Below are 25,726 nucleotides of genomic sequence, written 5' to 3' on the forward strand. Positions count from 1 at the left end.
TCGTGGAGCCAGAAGTCGAGGTCGCGGCGCCAGGCGATGGGATCGCCGGTGCGCTTGACGACGAGGCATTTGACGTCCGTGGTGTCGTGCAGGAGCGCCTGGTTGACGTTGTCCTTGAGCTTGGTCACGCGGCCGCCGCGCGGGGCGGTGTCGGCGGTGATGACGAGCTTGGCGTCGCAGCCGTTGACGCGCGCGCCAAGGGCGTCGGGGGAAAAGCCGGCGAAGACGATGGAATGGATGGCGCCGATGCGCGCGCAGGCGAGCATGGCATAGGCCGCCTCGGGGATCATCGGAAGGTAGAGCACGACGCGGTCGCCCTTTCCGACGCCGAGGTTTTTCAGCACGTTCGCCATCTTGCAGGTCTCGGCATGCAGCTGGCGGTAGGTGATGTGCTGGGCGTCCTCGGAGGGGTCGTCGGGTTCCCAGATGATGGCGGTCTGGTCGGCGCGGTCCTTCAAGTGGCGGTCGATGCAGTTGGCGGCGACGTTGAGCGTGCCATCCTCGAACCACTTGATGGAGACGTTCCCGTAGGTGTAATCGACATCTTTCACTTTCGAGTAAGGCTTGATCCAGTCGATGCGCTTGCCCTGCGCGCCCCAGAAGGCCTCGGGGTCCTTGATCGAGGCGGCGTACATCTCGTCGTACTTCGCCGCGTCGACATGGGCATTCGCCGCGAAATCGGCACTGGGCGGGTACGTGGACGCACCTGTTTCCGGTTGATTTGTCATATGTCTCCTCCTCCGCACGGAATGGTCCTCGACTTCGAGGCATATATCAATTCGCGCATTGGCGGCGTTATAAAACCTTTAGTAAAATTTTACACTTAGCCGTTGGGATCATTGACTTTTATTTGTAAATACTTTCCCCATCGCATCCGGCAGCTAGTAAAGTTATTTACGAATGCAAAAATTTCCCAGTGATTCCCGCGCTCTAGTATTCCGCGACTCTCGGCGAATGTATGCCGGTGTGTGCAGAAAGCGGCCGGGACAGGCGCAAAGGGGGCCTGTGACATGTTGTCAGGGCAACGACGGAGCGGTGCCGACAGAGGGGTGAATCACGCGTCCTGCGGCGCGGCGGGGCGGAAGACCGCGTGTTTCAGGCCAAGGCAGGTGGCGGCCAGCGCCAGGATGGGTTCCTGACGGCCGGGCGGCCGTCGCGCACCAGGGTTCCGATGGCGGGGCTGCTGCTTCTGAAGGTCGTGCGCCGAGGTTTCGGGCGCGTTCGGCAATGGGGTGCGCGCTGTCGGCAACGAGGCTTGACCGCAGGCCGCGTGCGGGCAATCTGGGCGCGGCAACAGGAGCGTGATCATGACGCAGTGGACAGGAGAGGCGGAACCGGGCCGCCCGTGGTGGTGGGAGGCGGTGGCGCCGGAGGCCACGCAGGACGCTTTGCCGAAGCATTGCGACGTGCTGGTGATCGGTGCGGGCTACACCGGGTTGTCGGCGGCGATTGCCGCCCATGACAGCGGTGCCAGGGTCGCGGTGGTCGAGGCGGGCGTGCCGGGAGAAGGCGCATCGAGCCGCAATGGCGGGATGGTGGGCGCGCATCCGCGGCTGAGCTGGGACAAGATGGCGGCAGCATTCGGAGCTGATGTGGCGGACGCGCTTTTGGCCGAGGCGGCCCCTGCGCTGGACTGGGCGCGGGAGTTCATCAAGCACGAGAAGATCGACTGTGACTTTCAGCAGACCGGGCGCGTACAGCTGGCCTATACGGCGTCGCATTTCGAAGGACAGAAGCGGCTGGCGGCAAAGGTGCGTGACAAGAGCCGGGTGAAGGTCGAGCTGCTGGAGCGCGAGGGGCTGGGGCGCGAAATCGACACCGGGATTTATCACGGCGGTATCCTGTTTCCCGAGCATGGCGCGCTGCATCCGGCGAAGTATCATCGCGGAATGCTGGAGGCGGTGCGGCGGCGCGGGGTGCCGGTGGTCAGCCATGCCCGCGTCGAGGCGATGGAGCGCGACGGCACCCGGCATGTGGCGCGCACGCCCAAGGGGCGCATCCGGGCCGACAAGGTGGTGTTGGCGACCAATGGATATACCACGCGGCCTTTCGGCTGGCACGTGAAGCGGGTGTTCCCGCTGCCCAGTTTCATCATCGCCACCGAGGAATTGCCGGAGAACCTGATCGGGCACCTGGCGCCGGGGCGGCGGATGATGGTCGAGACGCGGGCGCGGCACAGTTACTTCCGCATTTCGCCGGACGGCAAGCGAATCCTGTTCGGCGGACGAGCCGCGATGCGGGACGTGCCGCTGGCGGTCGCGGCGGAGCGGCAGAGGCAGACGATGGTGGAGGTCTGGCCGGAACTGGCCGAGGCCAAACTGAGCCATGTCTGGAGCGGCTATACCGGGTTCAGTTTCGCGCAGATGCCGCATGTGGGAGCGCGCGACGGCATCAGTTTCGCCATGGGCTTCAGCGGGTCGGGCACGGTGATGGCGCCTTACCTGGGGGCCAAGGCGGGATGGCTGGCGGTAGGCGACGCGCGGTCCGAGACGGCCTATGCGAAAACGCACCTGCCGCGGCATATGCTGCACCTGTTCGACAAGCCGCATTTCCTGAAGGCGGCGGATGTGGTTTATCGCCACTGGGTCGACCGGGTGGAGGCATGGCAGGCACGGCGTGGGTAGGGACCCGGCACCTGCCCTGGGCGTCGGCGGAATTCCGCCGTACAGGCTATACGCTAGTAGCCTCACTCGATCCGGAGGCGTAGCCTTTCCGCAAAAGTGGGCAGGGCAGAATATCGATGAAAAGCAGAGGGATGCCCTTTGGTCGTGCGGTCACGGTAATGGCCGCCGCGATCGGTGTGGCCGGCACAGGAGCGGCGGCGGCCACGGACCAGGAAGACGGTGGATGGACGGCCCGGAAGTGCAGCCTTTACGAAGTGTCGGTGCGTGATGCGATCAGCTTGCAAGGGTCAGAGGGGCTGCGGATGGAGTTCCTGACCGAGAATCAGGTTTTCATCGACGAAGGCTGTACCGCAAAGGCCGAAATCTGTCCGATGACCGACGAGGAATGGCGGTTGGCCGAGACGCTTCTGAAGATGACGGTGAACGAGGGAATGGCGAGCACCTTCGTACCGTTCGGCTGTCCCTGACACGGTGGGGCTGCGCTGCGCGACTCAGGTGTCGCGGGCGCGCACCAGCATCAGGAGGCCGATGGTCACCAGCGCGATGCCGGTCCATTCCAGCGGGCCGGGGATTTCCGACAGGACCGGAATGGCGAGCAGGGCCGCCGAGGCCGGAACTGCGGCGGAAAAGCCCGCGGTGTGCGTGGGGCCAAGGTGATTGGCTGCCAGCGCAAAGCACACCATGGCCAGGAGGCCGGGGCCAAGCCCCTGGTAGGCGGCCTGGAAGAGGATCGTGCCGGTCTCGGCCTGCGCCAAACCCGAGGGCAGGAAGAAGTACCAAAGTGGCAGGAAGCCCAAGGCGTTCGGAATGTTGATCGTCACCAGTGCCTGTCGCGGGGTGAGCCGCCAGCGGCGCACGCCGAAGATATAGATCGACTGGATCGCCGCGGCGGTCAGGAAGAACACGATGCCGAGCGCCGCGCCCTCGCCGGTGGACCGCAGGCCTGTGACTGCGACCAGCACGGCGCCCACGGTCACGATCACCAGGCTGACGATTTGCAGGCGGTTGGGCAGGGTGCCGGTGAAGGCGGTCACCAGCAGCACGGTGAAGAAGGGCAGCGCCCCATTGGTGAAAACCCCGGCATAGGCCGCCGACGTGTAGCGCAGGCCCATGTAGACCAGCATTGCGTAAAGGGCCCCCGACCCGCAGAGCACGATCAGCACGATTGGAACCGGGCCGAGGTGCCGGGGCCACCACGCCCAGGCGAAGGGCGCCAACAGGACCCCTGTCACCATGAACCGCAGCGCGGTGATGTCGCCGGGGGTTAGCGCCGTCTGCACGCCCGCGCGGGAAAAAACGATGAAACCCGACCAGATCACCAGCAGGCCCAGGGCCGCGGCAAGCCCGATCGAGCGGTTCTGGACGTCTTCGGGCATGGGGGTCTGGACGGTCATGGCGCGATCAGTGGCAGAGGGCCGCAGGCGTGTCCATAGCGGCAGATGCAAGGCCGGTATTCCCCGAGGCGTGAAACAAAGAACGCCGGCCCGAAGACCGGCGTTCAAGGCGCGCGGAAGAGGTCTTACTCCCGCGCCTCGTCCTCGAATACCCGCGCTATGCGTTCTTGACTGTGGGCCGCCGCCTCGTCGGCGTCGAGTTCACGGCGTTCGATCCTGGCTTGCAGGACGTGGAACGCCAACCAGAACAGGAGGCCGACGATCACGAGTATCATCTCGGTGCCGACCATGGGATAGATCGGGCCGATCTGGGACAGGTCGGCGCCTGCCCAGGTTTCTACAGCTGTCGTTGACATTTCGTGACCCTCCTCAAGTCAGCAGGCCAAGGCGCTTGGCCTCGGCGATGTCGGCTTCGGACACCTCTATGGCGTCCATTTCCTCGGCGATCTCCTCGGACATGTCGAGCCCGACGAGTTCGACCGCGGGCGGGACGCGCAACATGCCCATGCCCATCAGGATCTTGGACACGATGAAAGCGGGCAGAAAGCCCAGCACGCCGAACATGATGATCGCACCTGCGAACTGACCCCAGGGCGTGATGACCGCGACGGTTTCATGATAGGCCGCCGTCGCCGGATGGCCCCAGAGCATGAAGCCGCAGATCACCAGGCCGATGAAGCCCGCATAGCCGTGCACGGCCACCGCGCCCACCGGATCGTCGATCTTGAAGCGGCGCTCGACCCAGAAGTGAAGTTTGTACGCGCAGGCCGCCCCCACGGCGCCGATCAGCATCGCCTGGATCGGGTGGTAGAGGTCGTTGCCCGCGGAAGCGGTAATAACGCCGGCAAGGCCCGCCGAGTATGTCCAGAACGCCTCGCCCTTGGACACCACGTAGCCTGCCAGCAGGCCGCCCGACAGCGACATCAGGAAGTTGAACACGATGGCCGACAGGGTTGTGGGGGTGAGATAGATCGTCGTGGCCGTGAAGTTCACCACGCCTTCGGCACCGCCCAGCGTGCCATGGTCGATGATCGGCACGTTGCAGGCCACGTAGAAGCCCCAGAAGCCGCAATAGATCAGGAAGAGCCCGATCGTCACCAGCCACTTGTTGTGCGGGTTGATGTTGCGCGGTGTTCCGTCGGGAGAGAACTTGCCGATCCGCGGTCCCAGCACGACGATCACGCCGAGGGCAAAGCCACCCGCAATGGCGTGGATCACGCCCGAGGCATAGGCATCGTGATAGCCCAGCTGGGTGACCATCCAGCCGTCGGGGTGCCAGCCCCAGGCCGCGTCGATGATCCATGTGCCCGAGCCGATGACCACGGCCAAAATCCAGAAGGCGGTGGGCCGGATGCGTTCGATTGTGGCGCCCGATACGATCGAGGCCGCGGTCCAGCTGAACAGCAGGAAGGCCGCCCAGAACACACCGTTCAGGCGGTTCCAGAAGCCGTTGCCCAGTTCGGCGCCGTAGCCCTGCGCGCTTTCGAGCGCCGGTCCGGGGCCGCCCAGATGGGTGCCCATCAGTTCGGACCATGGCACGGCATTGTCGGATTGCGTGATGCCGCCGGTGATGCCGGGACCGTTGGGGAAGGCGAAGTAGATCCACCATCCGAAGAAGAAGAAGGTGATGGTCACCAGCGGCATGAGCATGGTGTTCTTCATAACGGTATGCATGTGGTTCTTGTGGCGGCTGGCGCCGACCTCGTACATGCAGAAGCCCACGTGGATCAGGAACATGAGTGGCACGGTCACCCAATAATAGAACTCGGTGAAGATCACCGTCAGTGCACCGATATCGGTATCCAATTTACTGTCCTCCCAGTGTGGTGCGACCCGTAAGGCGACAGGAGGATGGCGCCGACCGGGTGCACCTATTTTCATTTGCCGGCCGCTCTTGCGCGGGGCCGGTGTCCGGGTGGAGCTTTCCTTGAGACTGCCCGGATAAGGGCAGAATGCTTAATTGTTAGGCTGTTTGCCAATAATAAATTAACTCAGTGAATAAAAAATTCCCACTAAGAAATAAATTCTGCCGAATTGTCGCGGGGTTGCAGCAAAGGCTCTGGACAGCGGAGCACGGCGGACGCTCCGACGGGTGTCGTGTTTGGGTCAAGTTTTGTCGGATTCCATCGCCTTGCGAAGAATCGGGCGCCCGCGCGCTGCATAATCATTTGAGCTCCACCTCGACAAAGCTCATCAGGGCGGGGCCGGCGTTGATGACGTTGTGTTCCACGCCCTGTGCGCGGGCATAGGCGGTCCCGGCGGGCACGGTCACCTCGCGCGTCTGTCCATCGGGCTCCTCAAGGCGCATGTGGCAGTCGGTGATCGCGGTGATGACATAGTCGTGGTCATGGATGTGCCAGCCGGTCTGCTGATCCGGGGCGAAGTCGAACCGGGTGACACGGGTACGGGCGTCGTCGATGAGCACGGTTGCCGTGCAGGTCATGGTCATGGAGCGTCCCTTGTACTGGAAGCCGGACACGGGGGCTTGCGCGTGGCGGCAGGCCCCGTCACCAATATGATACGCCCCGAGCGAAAGGAAGACGGGATGACGGATGCACGACAGGCAAAGAGCGTGAGCGAGGTCGTGGAGTCCGGCCTGTGCATCGGCTGCGGTCTGTGTGAAGCGCTCGCCACGACGCGATGGGTCATGGTTATGAACCGGCACGGACGCTTGCGGCCTGCGCCGGTGTCCGCCGAGGATCCGGACGCCGACGCGGAAATCCTGGCCGCCTGTCCCGGCGTGGTTGCCGAGGCGCAGGCGCGAGGTGACCGGGCAGATCCGGTCTGGGGCAGCTATACGCATATGGGCGAGGCATGGGCCGGGGACCCGGACATCCGGTTTCGCGCGGCGACTGGCGGGGTGCTGACGGCGCTGGGCGTGCACCTTTTACGCACGGGCAAGGCCGCGTTTGTCCTGCATTGCGCCGCGGACCCGGAGCGGCCGATGCGGTCGCGCTGGGTGATGTCCGAGACGCCCGAGCAGGTCGCGGCACGCGCCGGGTCGCGCTATGGCCCGACAGATACGCTGGCAGGGCTGGAGGCGGCGCTGGCGCGGGGAGAGCCCTTTGCCATCATCGCCAAGCCCTGCGATGCGGGGGCTGTGCGGGCCCGGGCCAAGGCGGATGCGCGGCTGGACAGCCTGCTGGTAGCCGTCCTTGTGATGGTCTGCGGCGGGGCATCGGACATGGGCAAGTCGCAGGTGGTGCTGGACGAGTTGGGCGTGGCGGAGGATGACCTGACGCTTTTTCGCTATCGCGGGCATGGCAACCCGGGGCCGACCCGGATCGAGACGCGGGACGGACGGCATTTCGAGAAGACCTATAATGAGATGTGGGCGGACGAGGCGGGCTGGCGCATCCAGAGCCGCTGCAAGCTGTGCCCCGATGCGATCGGCGAGGCGGCGGATGTGGCGGCGGCCGATATCTGGCCCGATGCCGAGCCCGAGGGGGAAGACGAGGGGTTCAACGGCGTGATCGTGCGTTCGGCCGAGGGCCAGGCGCTGTTCGATGCCGCCGTCGCGGCCGGAGACCTTGTGTGCGGCGCCGATCTTGCGCCGCGTGACTATGACGGGTTTCAGCCGCACCAGGTGCACCGCAAGCGGGCGATGGCCGCGCGGTTGCGGGGATTGGCGGCGGCGGGGCGGCCCATTTATGCCCACGCGGGCCTGAGACTGGAGGCGCTGGATTCCAAGGACCCGGATGAAGAGGCGGGTGCCTTGCGCCGCGCCAGGATTGGCCGGTTCGATGACGAGGTTCCCGAAATATGATGCAGAAACCCTTTAGCGAAGACGAGGCCATCGGGATGCTGGTGGGGCTGGCCGTGGGCGACGCGGTGGGCACCACGCTGGAGTTCCGCGCGCGCGGAAGTTTCGAGCCGATCTCGGACATGGTGGGCGGCGGGCCGTTCAACCTGGCGCCCGGCAAGTGGACCGACGACACCTCGATGGCGATGTGCCTGGCGCAGATGTTGCGCTCGGCCAATGGCTGGGACGCCGAGGATGCGATGAGGCGCTTCGTGAACTGGCGCGACAACGGGTACCTGTCGTCGACGCGGGTGTGTTTCGATATCGGCAACCAGACCGACGCCGCGCTGACCCGGTTTCAGCAGACCGGCAACCCCTATGCCGGGCCGGTTGAGGATGAATATAGCGGCAATGGTGGACTCATGCGGCTGGCGCCGGTGGTGATCGCCTATGGCGCATCAAAGGAAAGCGCCATGGCGGTGGCGCAGCTGCAAAGCCGGCTGACCCATGCCAGCCCCCTTTGCCAGAGAGCGGCGGCGAATATGGCGGAGTTCCTTGTGACCGGGGATGTCGGTCTTTTGCCGCGCCCCGAGGCGCCGCCGGAGGAGGCCAGCGGTTACGTGGTGCACACGTTGCACGCGGCCTTCTGGGCGCTGACGCAGGGCGACACGTTTCGCGACGTGATTCTGGCCGGGGTGAACCTGGGCGGGGATGCTGACACGGTGGGCGCCGTGGTGGGGCAGCTGGCCGGGCGCATTTACGGATATGGCGGCATTCCCGAAGAATGGCGCGCCCGGCTATACGACCATGACAAGATCAGGACCGCGGCGGAGGACCTTTATGCCCTGCGCCCGATCGACATCTAATAGAGAGGAAAACTCATGAGCCTGTTCGACGAAGACCTGTTCCTGAAAGGGCTGGAGCAGCGCAAGGCCACGCTGGGGGCCGAATACGTGGAAAAGAACCTGGCGGCGGCGGATGAGTTCACCCGCCCGTTCCAGGAAGCGATGACGGCCTGGTGCTGGGGATTCGGCTGGGGCGACGAGGTGATCGACGCCAAGACGCGCAGCATGATGAACCTGAGCATGATCGGGGCGCTGGGCAAGATGAACGAGTTCGAGATCCATTGCCGCGGCGCGCTGAACAACGGCGTCACGAAAGAAGAGATTCGGGCGATCGTGCACGTTGTGGCGATTTACTGCGGGGTGCCGCAGGGGCTGGAATGCTTCCGTCACGCGCGCAAGGTGCTGGAGGAGCGCGGGCTCTGACGGGGCAGCCGCCGATCCAAACGCGGGAGCCGCGCGTCGTGCCGGACGTGCCGTCGGGTTATGGCGCGGCGTTGGTCACCGTCGCGCCCGCTCAGGGCCAGCCGGGGGATGGGACGGCCGGTTGCCTGAAAATAGTGTGACGGAAATGTCGCGGGCCCGCGACGACTCGCATTGCGCGTCGCGACGCGAGTCGCCTGAAGGTGCTGGCAGGGCCCGTGCGCCCGCTGCAAACCGCAGCCTGCGGTTGTAGGAAACCCTTAAAAACCGGGGGATATTTCGTTTTTCAGCGCGATTGCCCCGGCCCGTGGGAGATCTGTGTGTGAAATACGTCACAGAGCGTCCAACAACACGGCGCAAGGGGGGCGGTTCGTTGACAGTGAGGGGGCATTTACAGCATTCATCCTCCCAAGCCGTGTCCTGGATCGGGGGCGGTGGAACTTGTAACTTTCCTGCTTTAAGGAGGGATAACCTTGAAAAAGCAACTTCTCTGCACCAGCGCAATCGCCCTCGGCGTCGCTGCTGCCCCTGCCTCGGCCCAGGACTGGAACCTGGATTGGGGTGGTTTCTTCCAACAGCACGTGGCTTACACTGAAGTCAGCGGCAGCAACTTTGCTGCTCAGTTCGGTGCAGGCGGTGATCTGGACGGCATCCAGATGTTCACGAACGCTGAAATCATCTTCACCCCGAACATCACGCTGGACAACGGCATGACCTTCGGCGTGAACGTCCAGCTCGAAGCCCTGAACTCGGGCAACGCACAAATCGACGAATCGTACATGTCGATCTCGAGCGACACGTTTGGCCGCATCGACGCCGGTTACGAAAACTCGGCCGGTTACAAGATGATGGTTGGCGCACCGCAAGTCGGCTCCATGGCGATCAACTCGCCGTCCGCTTCGGCCTTCATCCCGTTCGTGACCGGTGGCGGCGCACCCGGCGCGTTCCGTCAGGCTGCTCTGTCCTCCTACACTGAGGTTGCAGGCAACAACGACATCGCACGGATCACCTACTACACGCCGAGCTTCAGCGGCTTCACGGCAGGTATTTCGTACGCTCCGGGCACAACCGGCAACGTTGCGGGCATCCTCGCTAACCGTGGCGGTCCTCTTGCTACTGCCGTTACCGACATCTTCGACCTTGGTGTGAACTACAGCCAGTCCTTCGGCACCACCGACATCACTGTGGCCGCCCGTTGGGGTACCGGCGACAGCAACGTTGTAGGTATTTCGGATCCCGAAACCTGGGGTGTCGGCTTCCAAGTCGGCTTCAGCGGCTTCACCTTCGGTGCATCCTACGCTGAAAACGACAACGGCGCTGCAACTGGTGACCAACAAGGTTACAGCGTTGGTGTGGCATACGACGCCGCAGGTCCCTGGACCTTTGGCCTCGAAGCCTACATCGGTGAAGTCGACAACGGCGCAGCACCCGACGGCGAATACGAGTACTACAAACTCGCCGCCAACCGGGACCTGGGACCGGGCGTCAGCTGGACCACCTACCTGCTTCAGGGTCAAACCCAGAACGCAGCTGGTGCAGACATCGACGGTACCGCAATCGGCACCGCGATCAACCTGAGCTTCTAAGCTTAGCTTGAACGACTTTGAACGGCGGGGGAGTGTACTCTCCCGCCGTTTTCTTTTAGGGAACGGGACACCGTTCCCTTTTTGATGTGCCTCGAAGGATGGACATGAAACGAAGTATTGTCTGGCTGGCCTCTTACCCGAAATCCGGAAATACGTGGATGCGGATTTTCCTGGCCAACTATCTTTCCGATGCGAAGAAACCGTTGGAAATCAACCAGATCCAGCGTTTTGGATTTGGGGATTCCAAGCCGAATCGATACATGGCGGCGGCAGGCCGAAAGATTGACATTACCGATCCCGAAGCAACGCTGCGCGTGCGTGATCGGGTCCTCCAGGGGATCGTGGCAAATAATGCGGATGTGAATTTCGTCAAAACGCACAACTGTCGCAACAAGGCGTTTGGTGTTGAGCTTATCCCGGCGCGCTATACCAGGCAGGCGATCTACATTCTGCGCAATCCTTTGGATATGGTTTTGTCCTACGCGCGCCATTACGGCTTGACACACGAGGAAACCGTTGAGGCCATCGGCCGGAAAGACAGTGCCAACCAGGCCGATGCGACAACCACCTGGCAGTTCCTGGGCAGTTGGAGCGATCACGTCAAGGACTGGACGCAAGGCGGTGCGTTCCCGGTTCTGGCGCTGCGCTACGAGGACCTGCTGGACGACCCACAGACGCATTTCGCCAAGACGCTGGAGTTCATGGGCGTGCCGGTGGTCCCCGACAGGCTGGACCGCGCGGTCCGCTTTGCCAGTTTTGATGAGCTGAAAAAGCAGGAAGACAAATCGGGCTTCCAGGAAAAGTCGCGCCATTCCGAACGGTTTTTTGCCAAGGGTCAGGCAGGGCAGTGGAAGGATGACCTGGATCCCGCTTTGGTCGCGAAGGTCCGGCGGGACCACAAGCGGATGATGAAGAAATACGGGTATTACAGTGTCTGACCTGAGACGGATCATCTGGCTGGCCTCGTTTCCGAAATCGGGCAATACGTGGCTGCGCAGCCTTTTGGCGCATTATTTCATGCCGCCGGGAATGGCGCCTGATATCAATAACTTGCGCCAGTTCACCACTGCCGATATTCGGCAGGATTTCTTTGACGCCGCCAACGGAGCGCCGTTCCGGGGCAAGAGCGTGGACGATTGGCTGAAGGTGCGCACCAAGGCGCTGCACATGATCGCGGGGGCCAAGCCGGGCAAGCATTTCGTCAAGACCCATTGCACGCCGATCCGGGTGGGCCCGGTGGACCTGATTCCGCCAGAGGTCACGGCGGGAGCGCTTTACATCATGCGCAATCCGTTCGACGTGGCGCCGTCCTTTGCCCGGCATACCTCCGTTTCGCTGGACGAGGCGATTGCGAAGATGTGCGACCCGGACAACGTGATGGGCACCGAAAGCGGCATTCTGGATGCGCTGGGGCGCTGGGACGATCACGTAAACCGGTGGGCCACGGTGCCGGGAATGCCGCGGCATTTGATCCGGTACGAAGACCTGCTGGACAAGCCGGCCAAGAGCATGGAGCGGTTGCTGGATTTCCTGAGCGTCAAGCCGGACCGGCCGAAGTTGGCCAAGGCGATCAAGGCCACCAGTTTCGAGGCGATGAAGAAACAGGAAGAAAAGCACGGTTTCACGGAGCGGCCCGAGGGCATGAAAAGCTTCTTCGCCAAGGGCAAGGCCGGCGGGTGGAAGGACGATTTGACGCCGGCGCAGGTGGGCCGTATCCGCGAGGCTTTCGCGCCGGTGCTGGAACGCTGGTATCCCGAGATGATGGACGAAACAGCTCAATTCGCCGCCTCGGCCTGACGCCGCCCGCATCAGGAGCGGGTGGCAACGCCATGTCAGATAACGAAATTTCGCGCTCGCGGCCTTTGGGCCGCCCGCCGTGTCAGTCCATCCGCATCGCTTCGGTTTCGATCCTGATGTCGACCGTATCGCCCACCAAGCCGTTCTCGACCCCGTAGGTCATGCCGAATTCGCTGCGCTGGATGCTGGTCTGCATCGACAGGCCCAATACGAAACGCTCGTGGCCGAACGGATACTCGGCGGCCTTGTTGAGCGTGACATTCAACGTCACCGGGCGGGTTTCGCCCAGGATCGTCAATTCGCCCTCGACGGTGCCTTCGGTGTCGGAGGTGGCGGTGCCGCCATTTGCGGTGAAGGTGATCTCGGGGTGGTTGGAGACGTCGAGGAAATCCGCCTTGCGGACATGCTCGTTACGGCCTTCGTGAAAGGTGTCGACACTGGTGGAGGCGATGGTGACGCTGACCTCGCCCAGTTCCCGGGTTTCGCTGTCGTAGTCGAAGCTGCCCTCGACGCCGGGAAAGATGCCCAGGGTTTTGGCATAGCCGACATGGTCGACGGTGAAAAAGACGGTAGTGTGGCTGGCATCGAGCTCGTACTGGGCCATTTCCGCTTGGGCGGTGACCGGAACGGCGGCGAGCGTGATCGCGGCCAAAGCGCAAGTCGGGAATTGAAGTCGCATGAGGTCTCCTGTCATTGAAAGAATATGAAAGGTTATCACGGAAAGGTAACGCAACAGGTGAGCCCAGCAAGATGGAAATGCCGATGAGCGGCCCGCGCCTGAGGTGTGCCAGCTGGAATGTGCACCGTGCGAAGGGCACCGATGGGCGTGTCGATCCCGGCCGGGTGCGTGCGGCCATCGCGTCGGCGCTGGCGCCCGGGGGGCTGGATGTGCTCGCGTTGCAGGAGGCGGACGCGGAGTGCCGCCCGCACGGGCGTATCCTGGATGTGGCGGGAATTTCAGCCGATACCGGTCTGATCTGGCAGCATGAGCGGCCCGAACTGCGCTGGGGTGCGCAGAGCGACGGGTTCCTGGGGACGATCCTGTTCCTGGCCCCCCGTCTGGAGGTCGGGTTTCGCGACGTCATCGACCTGCCGGGGCATTGTCATCGCGGCGCGGTGGTGGTTGAGGCGCGCGCGGAAGCGGTGCCGGTGCGGATCATGTCGATGCACCTGTCGCTGTCGCAGCCGTTGCGGGTGGTGCAGATGCGCATTATCGGCCAATACCTGCGCCGCAGGCCCGAGATGCAGACGATCCTGCTGGGCGATTTCAACGAATGGCGGCCCTGGGGCGGGCTGATGTTCAACGCGCGGCTTCTGGGGCGGCGCTTTCATGGTCCGGCGCGGCGCAGCTTTCCCTCGACCCGGCCATTGTTGCCGCTGGACCGGATCCTGACGGACAGGGCGGGGGCGCTGTCGGATATCGAGGTGGTCGACACGGGCCCGGTACGTGCGGCGTCCGATCACCTGCCGGTACGCGGTGACGTGCGTCTGCCGCGGCAGGGCTAAACCTCCGGCGTTGAACGATTTGTGATCTGGTCGCCGGTTCCGTGCGTTCTATCTAGTGCGGAACGCGCAAGGATACTAAATGGTCGACATAACCCAGCAGAAACGAACCGCGATGCCGTCGGCGCGACCGCCGATGGCGGAGGTCGTTGTAATCGCGGCAGTGCTTGCGCTTGCGCTGGCCGCGTTCGGCGCAGCGGTGCTGCCGTCACCGGGCTGGGCGATGGCGATGTTCGGGCTCTCCGTGGCGCTGGTGGTGCCGGGGGTTTGGCGCAGCTATCCGCACGCGGTGTTCGGCCTGTGCAACACCGTCACGCTGGGGCGTGCCGCGCTGCTGTCGTTGTTGGCCGGGGCGTTGTTCGATGCCGGGGCCGTGTCGCCGTGGCTGGTGTTCTGGGTCGGATTGACCATTCTGTCGCTGGACGGGGTGGACGGCTGGCTGGCGCGGCGGTCGCAGCTGAAATCCGACTTCGGGGCGCGGTTCGACATGGAAGTGGACGCGGCGCTGGGCGCGGTACTGGCAATGTGGCTGCTGCTGACGGGCAGGACGGGGGCGGAGATCCTGGTGCTGGGGTTCATGCGTTATGCGTTCGTGCTGGCCGGACTGATGTGGCCCGCGCTGCGTCGGGAGCTGCCCGAGTCGATGCGCCGCAAGACGATTTGCGTCGTGCAGATCGGCACGCTGATCGCATTGGCCTGCCCGCTCTTCCCGGCGGCGCTTGTGCCATGGGTCGCGGGACTGGCATCGGCGCTGCTGGTGCTGTCGTTTGGCATCGACACGGCATGGCTGGTGCGGCACAGTCGATGATCCGAACCGTGACCCTGTTCGCTTCGGCGGGCGTGATGCTCGTCGTGCTGGCGCTGCCCAATCATCCGGGGCAGATGAATTACAACGGGCTGGTCCATTGGCCGATCGAGTTGTCGGTGCTGCTGTTCGCGATGCTGGCGCTGGGGCGGACCCGCGGCGTGGCGTCGGGCTTGGCGCTGGTGCTTGTGTCGGTGACCTTGCTGAAGCTGGCGGACCTGGCGAGTTTCGCGGCCTACAACCGGGCCTTCAACCCTGTGTCGGACCTGTTCCTGGTCGAGGCGGGGGTCGGTTTGCTGAGTGACAGCGTGGGAGCGGCGAGCGCTTATTTCGTGGTAGCGAGCTGCGTCGTGGCGACCGGGTTCCTGTACATGCTGTTGCGCGGCGGGCTGAAGGCGTGGGAGCGCGTGGCGTTGCCCGGACCGGCGCGGGTCGTGGCGCTGGCGGCGGCATTGGCCACGGGCGGCTGGGCGGTGGCGGATACCGGGCACCACCTGGGCTATTGGACGTTCGAGAAAAGCCCGCCGGGATCGGCCCGGACCACCCGCGTGGCCGTGGCCCGGATTGGCGACGTCCGCGAGACGGTGGCGGATCTCGAGCGGTTCCGGCAGGCGGCGCAGGTCGATCCGATGCGCGATATTGTCGGCGCGTTCGACCGTCTGGAGGGGCGCGACATCCTTCTCATATGGATCGAAAGTTATGGCCGCGCCAGCATCGACAACCCGGAATATGCCCCGACGCATCTGGACACTCTGCGCCGCGCCGAACGGCAGATCGCCGGGGCGGGGCTTGAGATGAAAAGCGGGTGGGTGACCTCGCCCACGGCGGGCGGGCAAAGCTGGCTGGCGCATGGGGCGCTCGGCAGCGGGCTTTGGACTGCGGACAATGCGCGCTACAGGGCGATGATCGCAAGCGGGCAGAAATGGCTGTTTCACCTGGCCGCCGAGGCGGGCTATCGCACGGCGGCTGTGATGCCGGCGATCACGATGGCCTGGCCGGAAAGCGCGGCGATGGGATTCGAGCATGTGTTCGAGGCCAAGGACATTCCCTACGCGGGCGAGCCGTTCAACTGGGTCACGATGCCCGACCAGTTCACGCTGGCCGCCTATGACGCCCTTTTGCCCGACGATCCCCGCCCGGATTTCATCCAGGTCGCTCTGATCTCGTCGCACGCGCCGTGGACGCCGGTGCCGGAGATGCTGCCATGGGACGAGATCGGAAACGGGACGGAATTCAACGAGATGGCGGCACGGGGCCCGACGCCCCGCGACCTCTGGAAGGACCGGGATGCGGTGCGCGACGCCTATCGCCGGTCGGTGGACTATTCCCTGAACGCGGTTTTTTCCCACGTGGCGCGGCTGGGCGCGGACGCGCCGCTGGTGATCGTGGCGGGTGACCACCAGGCGGCGGGTCTCATAGCGGGCAGCGACAACCGCGATGTGCCGGTGCATATGATCGCGCCGCCCGGCGTGCTGTCGTTGATCGACGGCTGGGGCTGGACCGGGGGCATGATCCCGGCACGCGAGCTTGAGGCGCAGCGCATGGACGGGTTCCGCAACGCATTCATCCGCGCGTTCTCGTCGGTCGAGCAGGTGGCGGAGGTTGCGCCATGAAGGTGTGGGCGATCAAGCTTCTGGCCTCGGCGGCGCTGATGGCGGCAATGTTGTGGTGGACCGACACCGCCGAAGTGGGCGCCCGGCTGGCGCGGGCCGACTGGCCTTGGCTGGCGGTGAGCCTTGTGGCGCTGACGCTGGCCACGCTGTCGATGGCGCGCCGCTGGCAATTGACGGCGCAGGCGCTGGAGATACCGATCGGGTTCGGCGCGGCGGTGCGGGAATATTACCTGGCGCAGCTGATCAATTCGGTCTTGCCGGGTGGCGTGCTGGGCGATGTGGGCCGCGCGGTACGGGTGCGGCGGCAGGCCGACCTTGCGCGGGCCGGGCAATCGGTGGCGGCAGAGCGGCTGATGGGGCAGGTGGCGATGTTCGCGCTGTTGGCGCTGGGGCTGATCGGGGCGGTGCTGGTGCCGGGTGGAATCGCCTGGCCCGGCGGGGTGTGGGCGCTGCTGGCGGCCCTACCGGTTCTGGGTGCGGTGGTCGTGTGGGTGACGCGCCGGTTCGAGGCGACGCGGTCCTTTCCCGGGCTGGTGTGGCGGCTGATCGGGCACGGGCCAATCTTGATGCACGCGCTTTTGGGGGCAGTGTTGCTGATCGGCGGGCTTTATGCGGCGGCGCGGGCGACCGGGTCGGTCATTCCGCCGGAAGGCCTGTTGACGGTGCTGCCGCTGGTGTTCTGCGCGATGCTGGTGCCGCTGTCGGTCGCGGGCTGGGGCTGGCGCGAGGGGGCCGCGGCGGCGCTGTTTCCGGTCATCGGGCTGGACGCGAATGCGGGCGTGGCGATGGGGATTTGCTATGGCGCGATAATGCTGGTGTCGGCCCTGCCGGGCCTTGCGTTCCTGTGGGTGCCGGGGACCGTGCACGCGGCGCCGGAAGGAGCGGGCCCGTCATGAGCCGCGCGGTGTTTGCCATTCCCGGAGACAAGGACCAGCGCACCGGCGGGTACGTCTATGACGCGACGGTGTTGGAGCGGCTGAACGCGCTGGGGCACGAGACGGCGCATTTGGAATTGCCGGACAGTTTCCCCGCGCCGTCGGACGCGGACATGCAGGCCACGTTCGATGCGCTGGCGGCTGTGCCGCGCGGGCGGCCGATCATCGTGGACGGGCTGGCGCTGGGGGCGATGGACCCCGCGCGAATGGACCGGGTCGAGGCGCCGGTGGTGGGCATGGTGCACCATCCGCTGGGTTTGGAAAGTGGGCTGGAGGCCGGGCACGCGCGGGCGCTGTTGCGCAACGAGGCCGCGGTGCTGGGTCGGGTGGCGCATGTCATCGTGCCGAGTGAGCATATCGCGGCGACCGTTGTGCGGGATCTTGGCGTCGCGCGTGACAAGGTCACGGTCGCGCATCCGGGCTTCGAGCGGCCCGCGGACGGGACGCGGCCCGCCGCAAAGAAGGCGCATCCGCCGCTGATCCTGTCGGTGGGCCTGTTGGCGCGGCGCAAGGGGCATGACGTGTTGCTGGAGGCGCTGGGCCGGCTGACCGGGCTGGACTGGCAGGCCGAGATCGTGGGCAAGGCGCATGACGCGCTCACCGCGCGGGCTTTGGAGGCACAGGCCGCGAAGCTGGGGTTGCAGGACCGCGTGAGTTTTGCCGGAGAGATCGGCGCGGAGGCCTTGCAGGCCGCCTATGCCCGCGCCAGCCTGTTTGCGCTGGCCACGCGGTATGAAGGCTATGGCATGGTCCTGAGCGAGGCGATGCTGCACGGTTTGCCCGTGGTGTCGTGCCGGGTGGGTGCGGTGCCCGAGACGGTCGGAGAGGCCGCAGTGCTGGTGGCGCCGGATGATCCCGACGCGCTGGCCGGGGCAATCGAACGCCTGCTGACGGACCCCGGCTCGTCGGAGCGGTATGCCGCCGCCGCGCGGCAGCGCGCGAAGGCCCTGACCGACTGGGATCATACCGCCCGCATTTTCGCCGGCGTTCTGGAACGGATCACCTCATGAGCCGGTTGACCCATCGGATAAACGCGGGGTTTGCCCCGCATCACCCCAAGAAATGGAAGTGTTATGTTCGCTGTTGAAGTTCGTGATCACATCATGATCGCACATTCCCTGCCATCGCCTGTCTTCGGACCGGCACAGGGCCTGCACGGCGCGACCTTTGTCGTCGATGCCGCCTTTTACACCGAAGATCTAGACGAGAATGGTCTGGTCGTGGATATCGGGCTGGCGACCGAGGCCTTGAACGCCGCGCTGGAGCCGTTGAAATACGGTAACCTGGACGACAAGCCCGAGTTCGCGGGCAAGATCACCACGACCGAGTTCCTGTGCCATCACATCTGGGCGCAGTTGCGGGACCACACGAAAACCGAAGGGCTGGGCGATGGCGGGCGCGTGAAACGCATCCGCGTCCAGCTTCATGAAAGCCATGTGGCGCGTGGGTGGTATGAATCAGATATCTGACACCCAGTTCCAGGCCGACTGGCTGAGCCTGCGCGAGGCGGCGGATCACGCCGCGCGGGATGCCGCTCTTCTGGCGCGGGCGGCGCAATGCGTGCCGCCGGGTATGCGGGTGCTGGACCTTGGCAGCGGCACCGGATCGACCGCGCGGGCCTTTAACGGGGCAGGGTATGACAGGGTGCAGTGGTGTTTTCTCGATACGGACGAGGCGCATTTGCAGGTGGCCAAGGCGCGCCATCCCATGGCCGATTGCGTGATGGGCAGCGTGACCGATGTGGAGGCCCTGCCATTGGAACATGTGGGGCTGGTGACGGCCTCGGCCCTCTTGGACCTGATGAGCACGGCCTGGGTCGATGCGCTGGCGGCCCGGCTGGGGCAGGCGGGTATCCCGTTCTACGCCGCGCTGAGTTTTGACGGCCGGATGCGGTGGGAGCCGCCCATCGCGGCGGATGCGGACGTGACCGAGGCGTTCAACCGCCACCAGCGGGGCGACAAGGGCGGTCAGGCCGCGATGGGCCCCGATGCCGCGGCACTGACCGCGAAACGGTTCGAGGCGCGCGGCTTCGCGGTGACTTTGGCCGGGAGCGACTGGGTGCTGGGACCGGACGATGCCGCCTTGCAGGATGAATTCGTGGCCGGCGTCGCCCGGGCGGCCGCGGAGGCCGGGGAGGCGCAGGCAGAAAGCTGGGCCGGCGTCCGACGCAAGGCGGCGGGGCATACCGCGTTGCGGGTGGGGCACAAGGACCTGCTGGCGGTGCCCGCGGGACACGAGGCCACAGCAGGATGATCGGAGATGAGCATGGAACTGATTGATGTCACCCCCAGGGCCTGGGCCCGTATCCTGGCCGCGCGCAACGACGAGGCCTGTCTGTGCTGCGGCGACTGGAGTTCCGGCGAACGCGCCGCGCTGACGCTGTATGGCGGCATGACGCGCACGGTGTCGGGGCAAAGCGTGATCGCCCAGATCGGGCAGTCGCTTGATGGGCGTGTCGCCACGGAGTCGGGCGATGCGCAGGATATCTCTGGCAAGGACGGGCTGGCGCATCTTCACCGGCTGCGGGCACTGGCGGACGCGGTGGTGATCGGCGTGAAGACGGCGCTGCACGACAACCCGCGCCTGACGGTGCGCCTGGCCAAGGGGCGCAATCCGGCGCGGGTGGTGATCGATCCCAATGGCCGCTTGCCCAACGATGCCGGCCTGCTGCGCGACGCAAGCGCCCGGCGGATCGTGATCCAGGCGGTGGACAAGCCCCGGCCCGATGACGTGGAGGTGATCCGCCTGCCGCGCGGCGAATGGATTTCGCCGGCGCAGATCCTGGCCGCGCTGCGGGGGCTGGGCCTTGACCACGTGCTGATCGAGGGCGGCGGGATCACCATCGCGCAGTTCCTGGAGGCGGGGTTGCTGACGCGGTTGCACGTGGCCGTGGCGCCGCTGTTGATCGGGGCCGGGCCGACGGGGCTGAAAACTTCGCCGGTGCCGTGCCTGGCCGAAGCGTTGCGACCCAAGACCGAGGTGTATGGCCTGGGGTCGGACGTGCTGTTCGATTGTGCGCTGGCGCCCGAGCCCCCGGCGCAGGTGCTGTGGCCGCATCGCGTGCGGGAACGCCCCGCACTGCGGCACTGAGTGAAGCCTGCCCAATGCCAGATACCCTGTCCGTTCATCCGAAAGAGTCCCCAATGTCCCGAGTTGCCGAAAGCCTTCTTCCCAATGTCGCCGAACGTCTGAGCCGGGTGCAGTCCGACCTGCGGATGGGTCTGCCATGCCTTCTGACGGATGGACCGGACCGCGCCGTGGCGGTGGCGGTCGAGACGCTGAGCCAGGCGCGGCTGGACGGGTTGCGGGAGCTTTTCGGCGTGCCGGAGCTGGTTCTGACCAGCAACCGGGCGCGGGCCGCGATGGCGCCGGTCCAAAGCGCGGATATTTCGGACCTGCCGGTTCGGATCTGCCCGCCGAAGCACGCCGACATGGGCTGGTTCCTGCGGCTCGCCGATGCCGGGCAGGATGCTGCGGGGCCGGTGGCGCCACTGCACCGGATCCGCGACCGGGAGGTGCGTCTGCACGGGCTAGCGCTGAGCCTGGTGAAGTCGTCCGAATTGCTGCCTGCCGCGCTGATCTTCGGGCTGGCCGGGAATGCGCCACTGCCGGAGGGGCTGAGCATGGCGGCGGTGGAACATTCCGACGCGCTGGAGCACTTCGCGCAGACACCGGCGCTGTCGCCGGTGGCGGTGGCCGGCCTGCCGGTGGAGGCGCATGACGCCGGAAAGCTGCACGTATTCCGCGACCCAGATGGCCGGACCGAGCATTACGCCTTCGAGATCGGCACGCCCGATCCCGCGCGCCCGGTGCTGGCGCGGCTGCATTCGGCGTGCTTTACCGGGGACGTGCTGGGCAGTCTGAAATGCGATTGCGGTCCGCAACTTCGCGCGGCGATGCTGCGGATGGGCGAGGAGGGCGCGGGCCTGCTGCTTTACCTCAACCAGGAAGGGCGCGGGATCGGGCTAGCCAACAAGATGCGGGTCTATGACCTGCAATCGCGGGGGCTGGACACGGTGGACGCGAACCATGCGCTGGGGTTCGAGGATGACGAGCGGGATTTCCGCGTGGCGGCGGTGATGCTGCGCAACCTCGGGTTCGGGGCGGTGCGGCTGCTGACCAACAATCCCGCCAAGGTGCACACGTTCCGGGCGCAGGGCATCGAGGTGGTCGAGCAATTGCCGCTGAGGGTGGGCAAGAACATTCACAACAGCGGCTACCTCGCGGTGAAGGCGCTGAAATCCGGGCACGCGTTGTGAGGGAAGACGTGGCGCAGGCCCTGTGGATCACCGGCCCGGGTGCGGTCGAGATACGCGAGACGGAGTTCGGTGCCGGGTCGGGTATGGTCGAGGTTGAAACGCTCTACACGGGGATCAGCCGGGGTACGGAACGGCTGGTCTGGAGCGGCGGTGTGCCGGAGAGCGAGCACGAGACGATGAAGGCGCCGTTCCAAGAGGGGGAGTTCAGCTTTCCGGTGAAATATGGCTATGCCGCCGTGGGCCGCGTGGCGGGCGGAGAGCGCGAGGGCGAGACCGTGTTTGCCCTGCACCCGCATCAGGATCGGTTCGCCGTGCCGCAGGAAGCCGCCGTGCCGGTCCCGGCGCCTGTGCCGCCCAAGCGCGCCGTGCTGGCCGCCAACATGGAAACCGCCCTGAATATCGTCTGGGACGCGGGCGTTTTCGCCGGGGACAGGATAACGGTGGTTGGCGCAGGTATCGTCGGGGCGTTGGCCGGATACCTGTGCGCGCGGATGCCGGGCACGGAAGTGTGCCTTGTGGATGTTGATGAGCAAAAGGCTGCACTGGCAGAGGCCATGGGCTGCGAGTTCGCGGCACCGCGGCAAGCGGCGGGCGAGCGTGACGTGGTGATCCACGCCTCGGCCAGTTCGGACGGTCTGGCGACCGCGATCGGGCTGGCGGGGATGGAGGCGACGATCGTCGAGGCCAGCTGGTTCGGGACGCATCGTCCGGAGGTGCCGCTGGGCGGGGCGTTTCACCAGCGCCGCCTGCGGATCGTCGGCAGCCAGGTGGGACAGGTGCCGCCGGGCCGGCGCGCGCGGTGGAATTATCGTCGGCGACTGGAGAAGGCGTTGAGTCTGCTGGCGGACCCTGCGCTGGACGTGCTGATTTCGGGCGAGACGCCGTTCGACGGGCTTGCGACGGAGTACGGCGCGATCCTCGAGGATTCGGCGACGCTGTGTCACCGGGTCCGGTACGGGCCGGTGCGGGCTTGAGACGCCGAGATCAGGCGCGCAGGCCGCGCAGACCGCTGGTGAACGCGAAGAGGATTGCCGCAACGCAGACGATGGACGGCCCGGCGGGCGTATCCAGCACGTAGGCCGATTGCAGCCCCGCCACGGCCGAAACCGCACCGAGGGCCGCGGCGAAGAGGGCCATTTGCTCAGGCGTGCGCGACAAGGGGCGGGCGGCGGCGGCCGGAATGATCAGCATTGCGGCGATGAGCAGGACGCCGACCACCTTGATGGCGACGGCCACGGTGATGGCGAGGGCCAGCGTGAGGATCAGCTGTTCGCGGCGCGGGTCGATGCCGCTGGCATGGGCCAGGTCCTGGCTGAGGGTCGAGGTCAGCAGCGCCGACCAGCGCCAGCCGATCAGGCCGACCACCAGCGCCGCGCCGCCCCAGATCACCGCGAGATCGCCGCGTGAGACCGCGAGGATATCCCCGAAGAGATAAGCCATCAGGTCGATCCGGATGCCCGAGAGGAACGACACCGCCACCAGCCCGAAGGCCAGGGCGGAATGCGCCAGCACGCCCAGGAGCGTGTCCATCGCATAGCCGCGTCCGGTCAACAGGGTCACGGTCAGGGCCATGGCCAGAGCCACGGCCACGGCGCCGGCGAAGATCGATATCTGCAAGGCCAGCGACAGCGCCACGCCAAGGATCGCGGCATGGGCGGTGGCGTCGCCGAAATAGGCCATGCGCCGCCAGACGACGAAGCTGCCCAAGGGGGCGGCGGCGCAGGCCACGCCGATGCCGGCCAGCGTGGCGCGGGTCATGAAATCATCCAGCATCATTCGGCGGCCTTCGTCGTCGTGTCGTCGTGGGAATGGTCGTGCGCGTGATCATGCCCGCAGGTGGCGTCGTGGCTGTGGTCATGGTCGTGCCGGTAGAGCGCCAGCGCGCCCCCGGTGCCGGTGCCGAACAGGGCCTGGTATTCCGGGGCCGCCGACACGATTTCGGGCGTGCCTTCGCAGCAGACATGGCCGTTGAGGCAGATCACCCGGTCGGACGCGCTCATCACCACGTGCAATTCGTGGCTGATCATGACTACGCCGCAGCCGGTCGCGGCGCGGACCTCTTCGATCTGGCGGTAGAAGGCGGCGGAGCCGGGCTGGTCGAGGCCTTGCGTCGCCTCGTCGAGCAGGAGCAGGTTGGGTTGGCCGATCAGGGCGCGGGCCAGCAGGATGCGTTGCATCTGTCCGCCCGAGAGGCCCGACATCTGCCGGTCCGACAGGTCAGGTACGCCGGCGCGGTCGAGGGCGGCGGCGATCTGGGTCGGGGTCGCGCCGCCCGGCAGGCGGAGAAAGCGCGACACGGTCATCGGCAGGGTCGGGTCGATATGTAGCTTTTGCGGCACGTAGCCGATGCGCAGCCCGGCGTCACGGTCGATCCGGCCCACGCTTGGCGTGACCGCGCCGATAAGTGCGCGCAGCAAGGTCGTCTTGCCCGATCCGTTGGGGCCGACGATGGTGACGATCTCGCCCGCCTCGATCGCGAGGGTCACGTCGCGCAAAACCCGCGTGGCGCCGTAACCGACGCTGATATTCTGGACCGAGACAAGGCTCATGTGTCGGCCTTGTCCGAGCAGGTGGGGCAGAGGCCCTCGGCCTCGACGACGGTACGTTCGATCTGGAAACCGGCGGCGCGGGCGGCCGCGCCAAGGGCGCCTCGGGCGGGTGTTGCCTGTGCCTCGGCGACCGAATCGCAGGCGCGGCAGATCATGAAGGCGGGCGAGTGATGCGCGCCGGGATGGGCGCAGGCGATGAAGGCGTTGAGCCGCTCGATCTTGTGGGCGAAACCGTTGCCGACGAGGAACTCCAGCGCGCGGTAGGCGACGGGCGGCTGCGAGCCGAACCCGGCCTCGCGCAGGGCGTCGAGCATCTCGTAGGCGCCCAGGGCGCGATGTTCGCGCAGTAAGATTTCCAGCGCCTTGCGCCGGACGGGCGTGAAGCGTAGGCCTTCGCGGGCGCAATGCGCCTCGGCCTCGGCAATGGCGGCAGCGATGCAACTGGCGTGGTCATGCGACTCGAAGCCGACCGGATCGGTCGGATGCTCATCTTCTGGTCGGGAGGTGCTTGTCATATTATAACAGTTCGTGTATCCGCTGTGGAATGTTATATAATCACAAGAGGTCACCCATGTCCAGAAACCTTGTTCCATGTTTTTTCGCGTCCACCATCCTGGCTGGACCGGCCTTGGCAGAGGTGCCGCAGGTGGCGGTGGACATCGCGCCGGTGCATTCGCTGGTGGCGCGGGTGATGGACGGGGTGGGCGCGCCCGCGCTGATCGTGGCGCCGGGCGCCAGTCCGCATGAATACAGCCTGCGCCCCTCGGAAGCGGCGGCGATGCAGGACGCGGACCTGGTGTTCTGGATCGGACCGGACCTGACGCCCTGGCTGGAGGATGCGCTGGGCACGCTGTCGGGCGAGGCGCAGGTGGTGGGGCTGATGGAGGCCGATGGCACGGTCGCGTTGCCGATCCGGGAAAACGCGCTGTTCGAGGCGCATGATCACGGCGGGCACGGGGACGACGGTCATGATGATCACGCGGGTCATGATGAGCATGCGGATGATCATGACGACCACGCGCATAGTGACCATGATGACGATGAACATGCAGATCACGACCACGCCGACCATGACCACGCGGATCATGAAGGTCACGAAACGCACGAAGAGGACCACGCCGGCCACGGGCACGATCATGGGCACCAAGACCCGCACGCGTGGCTGTCGCCCGACAACGCGGAGACCTGGTTGAACGCGATTGCCGCGGCGCTGTCGTCGGCCGATCCGGACAATGCCGGCGCCTACTTCGCCAATGCCGCGGAGGGACGCGAGGAGATTGCCAGCCTCAGGGCCGAGATCGACGGCATTCTCGAGCCGGCGCGGGACGGCAACTTTATCGTCTTCCACGATGCCTACCAATATTTCGAGTTGGCGTTCGATTTTCCGGCCTCGGGGGCAATCTCGGTCTCTGACGCGTCCGATCCCAGCCCGGCACGCGTTGCGGAAATCCAGGAGCGGGTGAGCGCGCAAGGGGTGACCTGCGTGATGTCTGAGCCCCAGTTCGATCCGGGTATCGTGGCCGCCGTTACGGACGGGGCCGATGTCAAAACCGGCGTGATGGACCCGATGGGGTCGGATCTGGAGCCCGGCGCCGGGCTTTATCCTCAGCTTTTGCGCAACCTTGCGACGGCCCTGGCGGAGTGCCTTTAGCCC

The 25,726-nt window shown here is 65.7% G+C and carries 28 protein-coding genes; 19 read left to right on the forward strand and 9 right to left on the reverse strand.

All coding sequences use genetic code 11. The features are described from left to right. The coding region (locus RBB18_RS14020) for an AMP-binding protein (protein WP_306111174.1) at positions 1 to 728 on the reverse strand (728 nt) is incomplete at its 3' end. Positions 729 to 1,307: 579 nt separating this feature from the next. On the opposite strand from RBB18_RS14020, the gene RBB18_RS14025 reads away from it, so the two are divergent. Together RBB18_RS14025 and RBB18_RS14030 are read left to right on the forward strand one after the other, a co-directional pair. Further along, entirely contained in the window at positions 1,308 to 2,624 is a 1,317-nt protein-coding gene (locus tag RBB18_RS14025; RefSeq protein WP_306111175.1) for an FAD-binding oxidoreductase, read from the forward strand. A gap of 116 nt (positions 2,625 to 2,740) precedes the next feature. After that, complete coding sequence (locus tag RBB18_RS14030; RefSeq protein ID WP_306111176.1) at positions 2,741 to 3,091, forward strand: hypothetical protein; 351 nt, start codon at positions 2,741 to 2,743, stop codon at positions 3,089 to 3,091. Positions 3,092 to 3,115: 24 nt separating this feature from the next. On the opposite strand, the gene RBB18_RS14035 is transcribed toward RBB18_RS14030, so the two are convergent. The 4 genes from RBB18_RS14035 to RBB18_RS14050 form a co-directional block, all read right to left on the reverse strand. Then, entirely contained in the window at positions 3,116 to 4,018 is a 903-nt protein-coding gene (locus RBB18_RS14035) for a DMT family transporter (RefSeq protein ID WP_306111177.1), read from the reverse strand. Between the two features lie 125 nt (positions 4,019 to 4,143). Then, positions 4,144 to 4,374, reverse strand: coding sequence for a hypothetical protein (locus RBB18_RS14040; protein WP_103765018.1), 231 nt, complete (start codon positions 4,372 to 4,374; stop codon positions 4,144 to 4,146). A gap of 13 nt (positions 4,375 to 4,387) precedes the next feature. After that, positions 4,388 to 5,824: an ammonium transporter gene (locus tag RBB18_RS14045; RefSeq protein WP_274594587.1), complete on the reverse strand. Its 1,437-nt coding sequence runs from the start codon at positions 5,822 to 5,824 to the stop codon at positions 4,388 to 4,390. Positions 5,825 to 6,182: 358 nt separating this feature from the next. Further along, complete coding sequence (locus RBB18_RS14050; protein WP_274594588.1) at positions 6,183 to 6,467, reverse strand: cupin domain-containing protein; 285 nt, start codon at positions 6,465 to 6,467, stop codon at positions 6,183 to 6,185. Positions 6,468 to 6,563: 96 nt separating this feature from the next. Between RBB18_RS14050 and RBB18_RS14055 the strand changes: the two genes are divergently transcribed. The 6 genes from RBB18_RS14055 to RBB18_RS14080 all read left to right on the forward strand — a co-directional run bounded on the left by RBB18_RS14055 (position 6,564) and on the right by RBB18_RS14080 (position 12,408). After that, positions 6,564 to 7,784, forward strand: a complete 1,221-nt coding sequence (locus RBB18_RS14055) for a Coenzyme F420 hydrogenase/dehydrogenase, beta subunit C-terminal domain (protein WP_306111178.1) — start codon at positions 6,564 to 6,566, stop codon at positions 7,782 to 7,784. Further along, positions 7,781 to 8,626 (forward strand): ADP-ribosylglycohydrolase family protein, encoded by an 846-nt coding sequence (locus RBB18_RS14060; protein WP_274594590.1) that lies wholly within the window; start codon positions 7,781 to 7,783, stop codon positions 8,624 to 8,626. The genes RBB18_RS14055 and RBB18_RS14060 overlap by 4 nt, the downstream gene beginning before the upstream one ends. A gap of 15 nt (positions 8,627 to 8,641) precedes the next feature. Beyond that, positions 8,642 to 9,028: a carboxymuconolactone decarboxylase family protein gene (locus tag RBB18_RS14065; protein WP_057793788.1), complete on the forward strand. Its 387-nt coding sequence runs from the start codon at positions 8,642 to 8,644 to the stop codon at positions 9,026 to 9,028. A gap of 470 nt (positions 9,029 to 9,498) precedes the next feature. Beyond that, complete coding sequence (locus tag RBB18_RS14070) at positions 9,499 to 10,611, forward strand: porin (RefSeq protein WP_306111179.1); 1,113 nt, start codon at positions 9,499 to 9,501, stop codon at positions 10,609 to 10,611. Between the two features lie 104 nt (positions 10,612 to 10,715). Further along, positions 10,716 to 11,549, forward strand: coding sequence for a sulfotransferase domain-containing protein (locus RBB18_RS14075; RefSeq protein ID WP_306111180.1), 834 nt, complete (start codon positions 10,716 to 10,718; stop codon positions 11,547 to 11,549). Continuing rightward, positions 11,542 to 12,408 carry a sulfotransferase domain-containing protein gene (locus tag RBB18_RS14080; RefSeq protein WP_274594593.1) on the forward strand — a complete coding sequence of 289 codons (867 nt, stop codon included), beginning with the start codon at positions 11,542 to 11,544 and terminating at the stop codon, positions 12,406 to 12,408. The genes RBB18_RS14075 and RBB18_RS14080 overlap by 8 nt, the downstream gene beginning before the upstream one ends. An 82-nt stretch (positions 12,409 to 12,490) precedes the next feature. On the opposite strand, the gene RBB18_RS14085 is transcribed toward RBB18_RS14080, so the two are convergent. Then, the gene (locus tag RBB18_RS14085; RefSeq protein ID WP_306111181.1) at positions 12,491 to 13,087 is read right to left on the reverse strand and encodes a YceI family protein; all 597 of its coding nucleotides are present in this window, start codon (positions 13,085 to 13,087) and stop codon (positions 12,491 to 12,493) included. 83 nt (positions 13,088 to 13,170) lie between these two features. On the opposite strand from RBB18_RS14085, the gene RBB18_RS14090 reads away from it, so the two are divergent. From RBB18_RS14090 to RBB18_RS14135, 10 genes are all read left to right on the forward strand, one after another. Further along, a complete protein-coding gene (locus tag RBB18_RS14090; RefSeq protein WP_103765032.1) occupies positions 13,171 to 13,914 on the forward strand; it encodes an endonuclease/exonuclease/phosphatase family protein in 744 nt (247 codons plus the stop codon). Between the two features lie 79 nt (positions 13,915 to 13,993). Continuing rightward, complete coding sequence (locus tag RBB18_RS14095; RefSeq protein ID WP_306111182.1) at positions 13,994 to 14,719, forward strand: CDP-alcohol phosphatidyltransferase family protein; 726 nt, start codon at positions 13,994 to 13,996, stop codon at positions 14,717 to 14,719. An 8-nt stretch (positions 14,720 to 14,727) separates the two neighbouring features. Then, positions 14,728 to 16,329 carry a sulfatase-like hydrolase/transferase gene (locus RBB18_RS14100; protein WP_306111183.1) on the forward strand — a complete coding sequence of 534 codons (1,602 nt, stop codon included), beginning with the start codon at positions 14,728 to 14,730 and terminating at the stop codon, positions 16,327 to 16,329. After that, positions 16,326 to 17,225 carry a lysylphosphatidylglycerol synthase transmembrane domain-containing protein gene (locus tag RBB18_RS14105; protein WP_274594597.1) on the forward strand — a complete coding sequence of 300 codons (900 nt, stop codon included), beginning with the start codon at positions 16,326 to 16,328 and terminating at the stop codon, positions 17,223 to 17,225. Before RBB18_RS14100 ends, RBB18_RS14105 begins: the two co-directional genes overlap by 4 nt. Continuing rightward, entirely contained in the window at positions 17,222 to 18,274 is a 1,053-nt protein-coding gene (locus RBB18_RS14110; protein WP_306111184.1) for a glycosyltransferase family 4 protein, read from the forward strand. Before RBB18_RS14105 ends, RBB18_RS14110 begins: the two co-directional genes overlap by 4 nt. A gap of 63 nt (positions 18,275 to 18,337) precedes the next feature. Beyond that, positions 18,338 to 18,733, forward strand: a complete 396-nt coding sequence (locus RBB18_RS14115; protein WP_274594599.1) for a 6-carboxytetrahydropterin synthase — start codon at positions 18,338 to 18,340, stop codon at positions 18,731 to 18,733. Next, positions 18,717 to 19,517 (forward strand): methyltransferase domain-containing protein, encoded by an 801-nt coding sequence (locus RBB18_RS14120; RefSeq protein WP_306111185.1) that lies wholly within the window; start codon positions 18,717 to 18,719, stop codon positions 19,515 to 19,517. Before RBB18_RS14115 ends, RBB18_RS14120 begins: the two co-directional genes overlap by 17 nt. Before the next feature lie 12 nt (positions 19,518 to 19,529). Further along, the gene (locus RBB18_RS14125; RefSeq protein WP_306111186.1) at positions 19,530 to 20,354 is read left to right on the forward strand and encodes a RibD family protein; all 825 of its coding nucleotides are present in this window, start codon (positions 19,530 to 19,532) and stop codon (positions 20,352 to 20,354) included. A 53-nt stretch (positions 20,355 to 20,407) separates the two neighbouring features. Next, positions 20,408 to 21,523 carry a GTP cyclohydrolase II gene (gene ribA / locus RBB18_RS14130; protein WP_306111187.1) on the forward strand — a complete coding sequence of 372 codons (1,116 nt, stop codon included), beginning with the start codon at positions 20,408 to 20,410 and terminating at the stop codon, positions 21,521 to 21,523. A gap of 8 nt (positions 21,524 to 21,531) precedes the next feature. After that, on the forward strand, positions 21,532 to 22,497 hold the full coding sequence (locus RBB18_RS14135; RefSeq protein WP_306111188.1) for a zinc-binding alcohol dehydrogenase: 966 nt from the start codon (positions 21,532 to 21,534) through the stop codon (positions 22,495 to 22,497). A 10-nt stretch (positions 22,498 to 22,507) separates the two neighbouring features. On the opposite strand, the gene RBB18_RS14140 is transcribed toward RBB18_RS14135, so the two are convergent. Genes RBB18_RS14140 through RBB18_RS14150 form a run of 3 tightly spaced genes read right to left on the reverse strand, consistent with a single transcriptional unit; the run spans position 22,508 to position 24,587 of the window. Continuing rightward, positions 22,508 to 23,296, reverse strand: a complete 789-nt coding sequence (locus RBB18_RS14140) for a metal ABC transporter permease (protein WP_103765029.1) — start codon at positions 23,294 to 23,296, stop codon at positions 22,508 to 22,510. Further along, entirely contained in the window at positions 23,296 to 24,072 is a 777-nt protein-coding gene (locus RBB18_RS14145) for an ATP-binding cassette domain-containing protein (RefSeq protein WP_103765005.1), read from the reverse strand. The genes RBB18_RS14140 and RBB18_RS14145 overlap by 1 nt, the downstream gene beginning before the upstream one ends. Continuing rightward, positions 24,069 to 24,587, reverse strand: coding sequence for a Fur family transcriptional regulator (locus RBB18_RS14150; protein WP_103765004.1), 519 nt, complete (start codon positions 24,585 to 24,587; stop codon positions 24,069 to 24,071). Before RBB18_RS14150 ends, RBB18_RS14145 begins: the two co-directional genes overlap by 4 nt. 56 nt (positions 24,588 to 24,643) lie before the next feature. On the opposite strand from RBB18_RS14150, the gene RBB18_RS14155 reads away from it, so the two are divergent. Further along, positions 24,644 to 25,723, forward strand: coding sequence for a zinc ABC transporter substrate-binding protein (locus tag RBB18_RS14155; protein WP_306111189.1), 1,080 nt, complete (start codon positions 24,644 to 24,646; stop codon positions 25,721 to 25,723). Positions 25,724 to 25,726: the final 3 nt, after the last annotated feature.

Origin of the sequence: Roseovarius sp. MMSF_3298 (assembly GCF_030733705.1) — a bacterium.
Classification (GTDB): Bacteria; Pseudomonadota; Alphaproteobacteria; order Rhodobacterales; family Rhodobacteraceae; genus Roseovarius; species Roseovarius confluentis.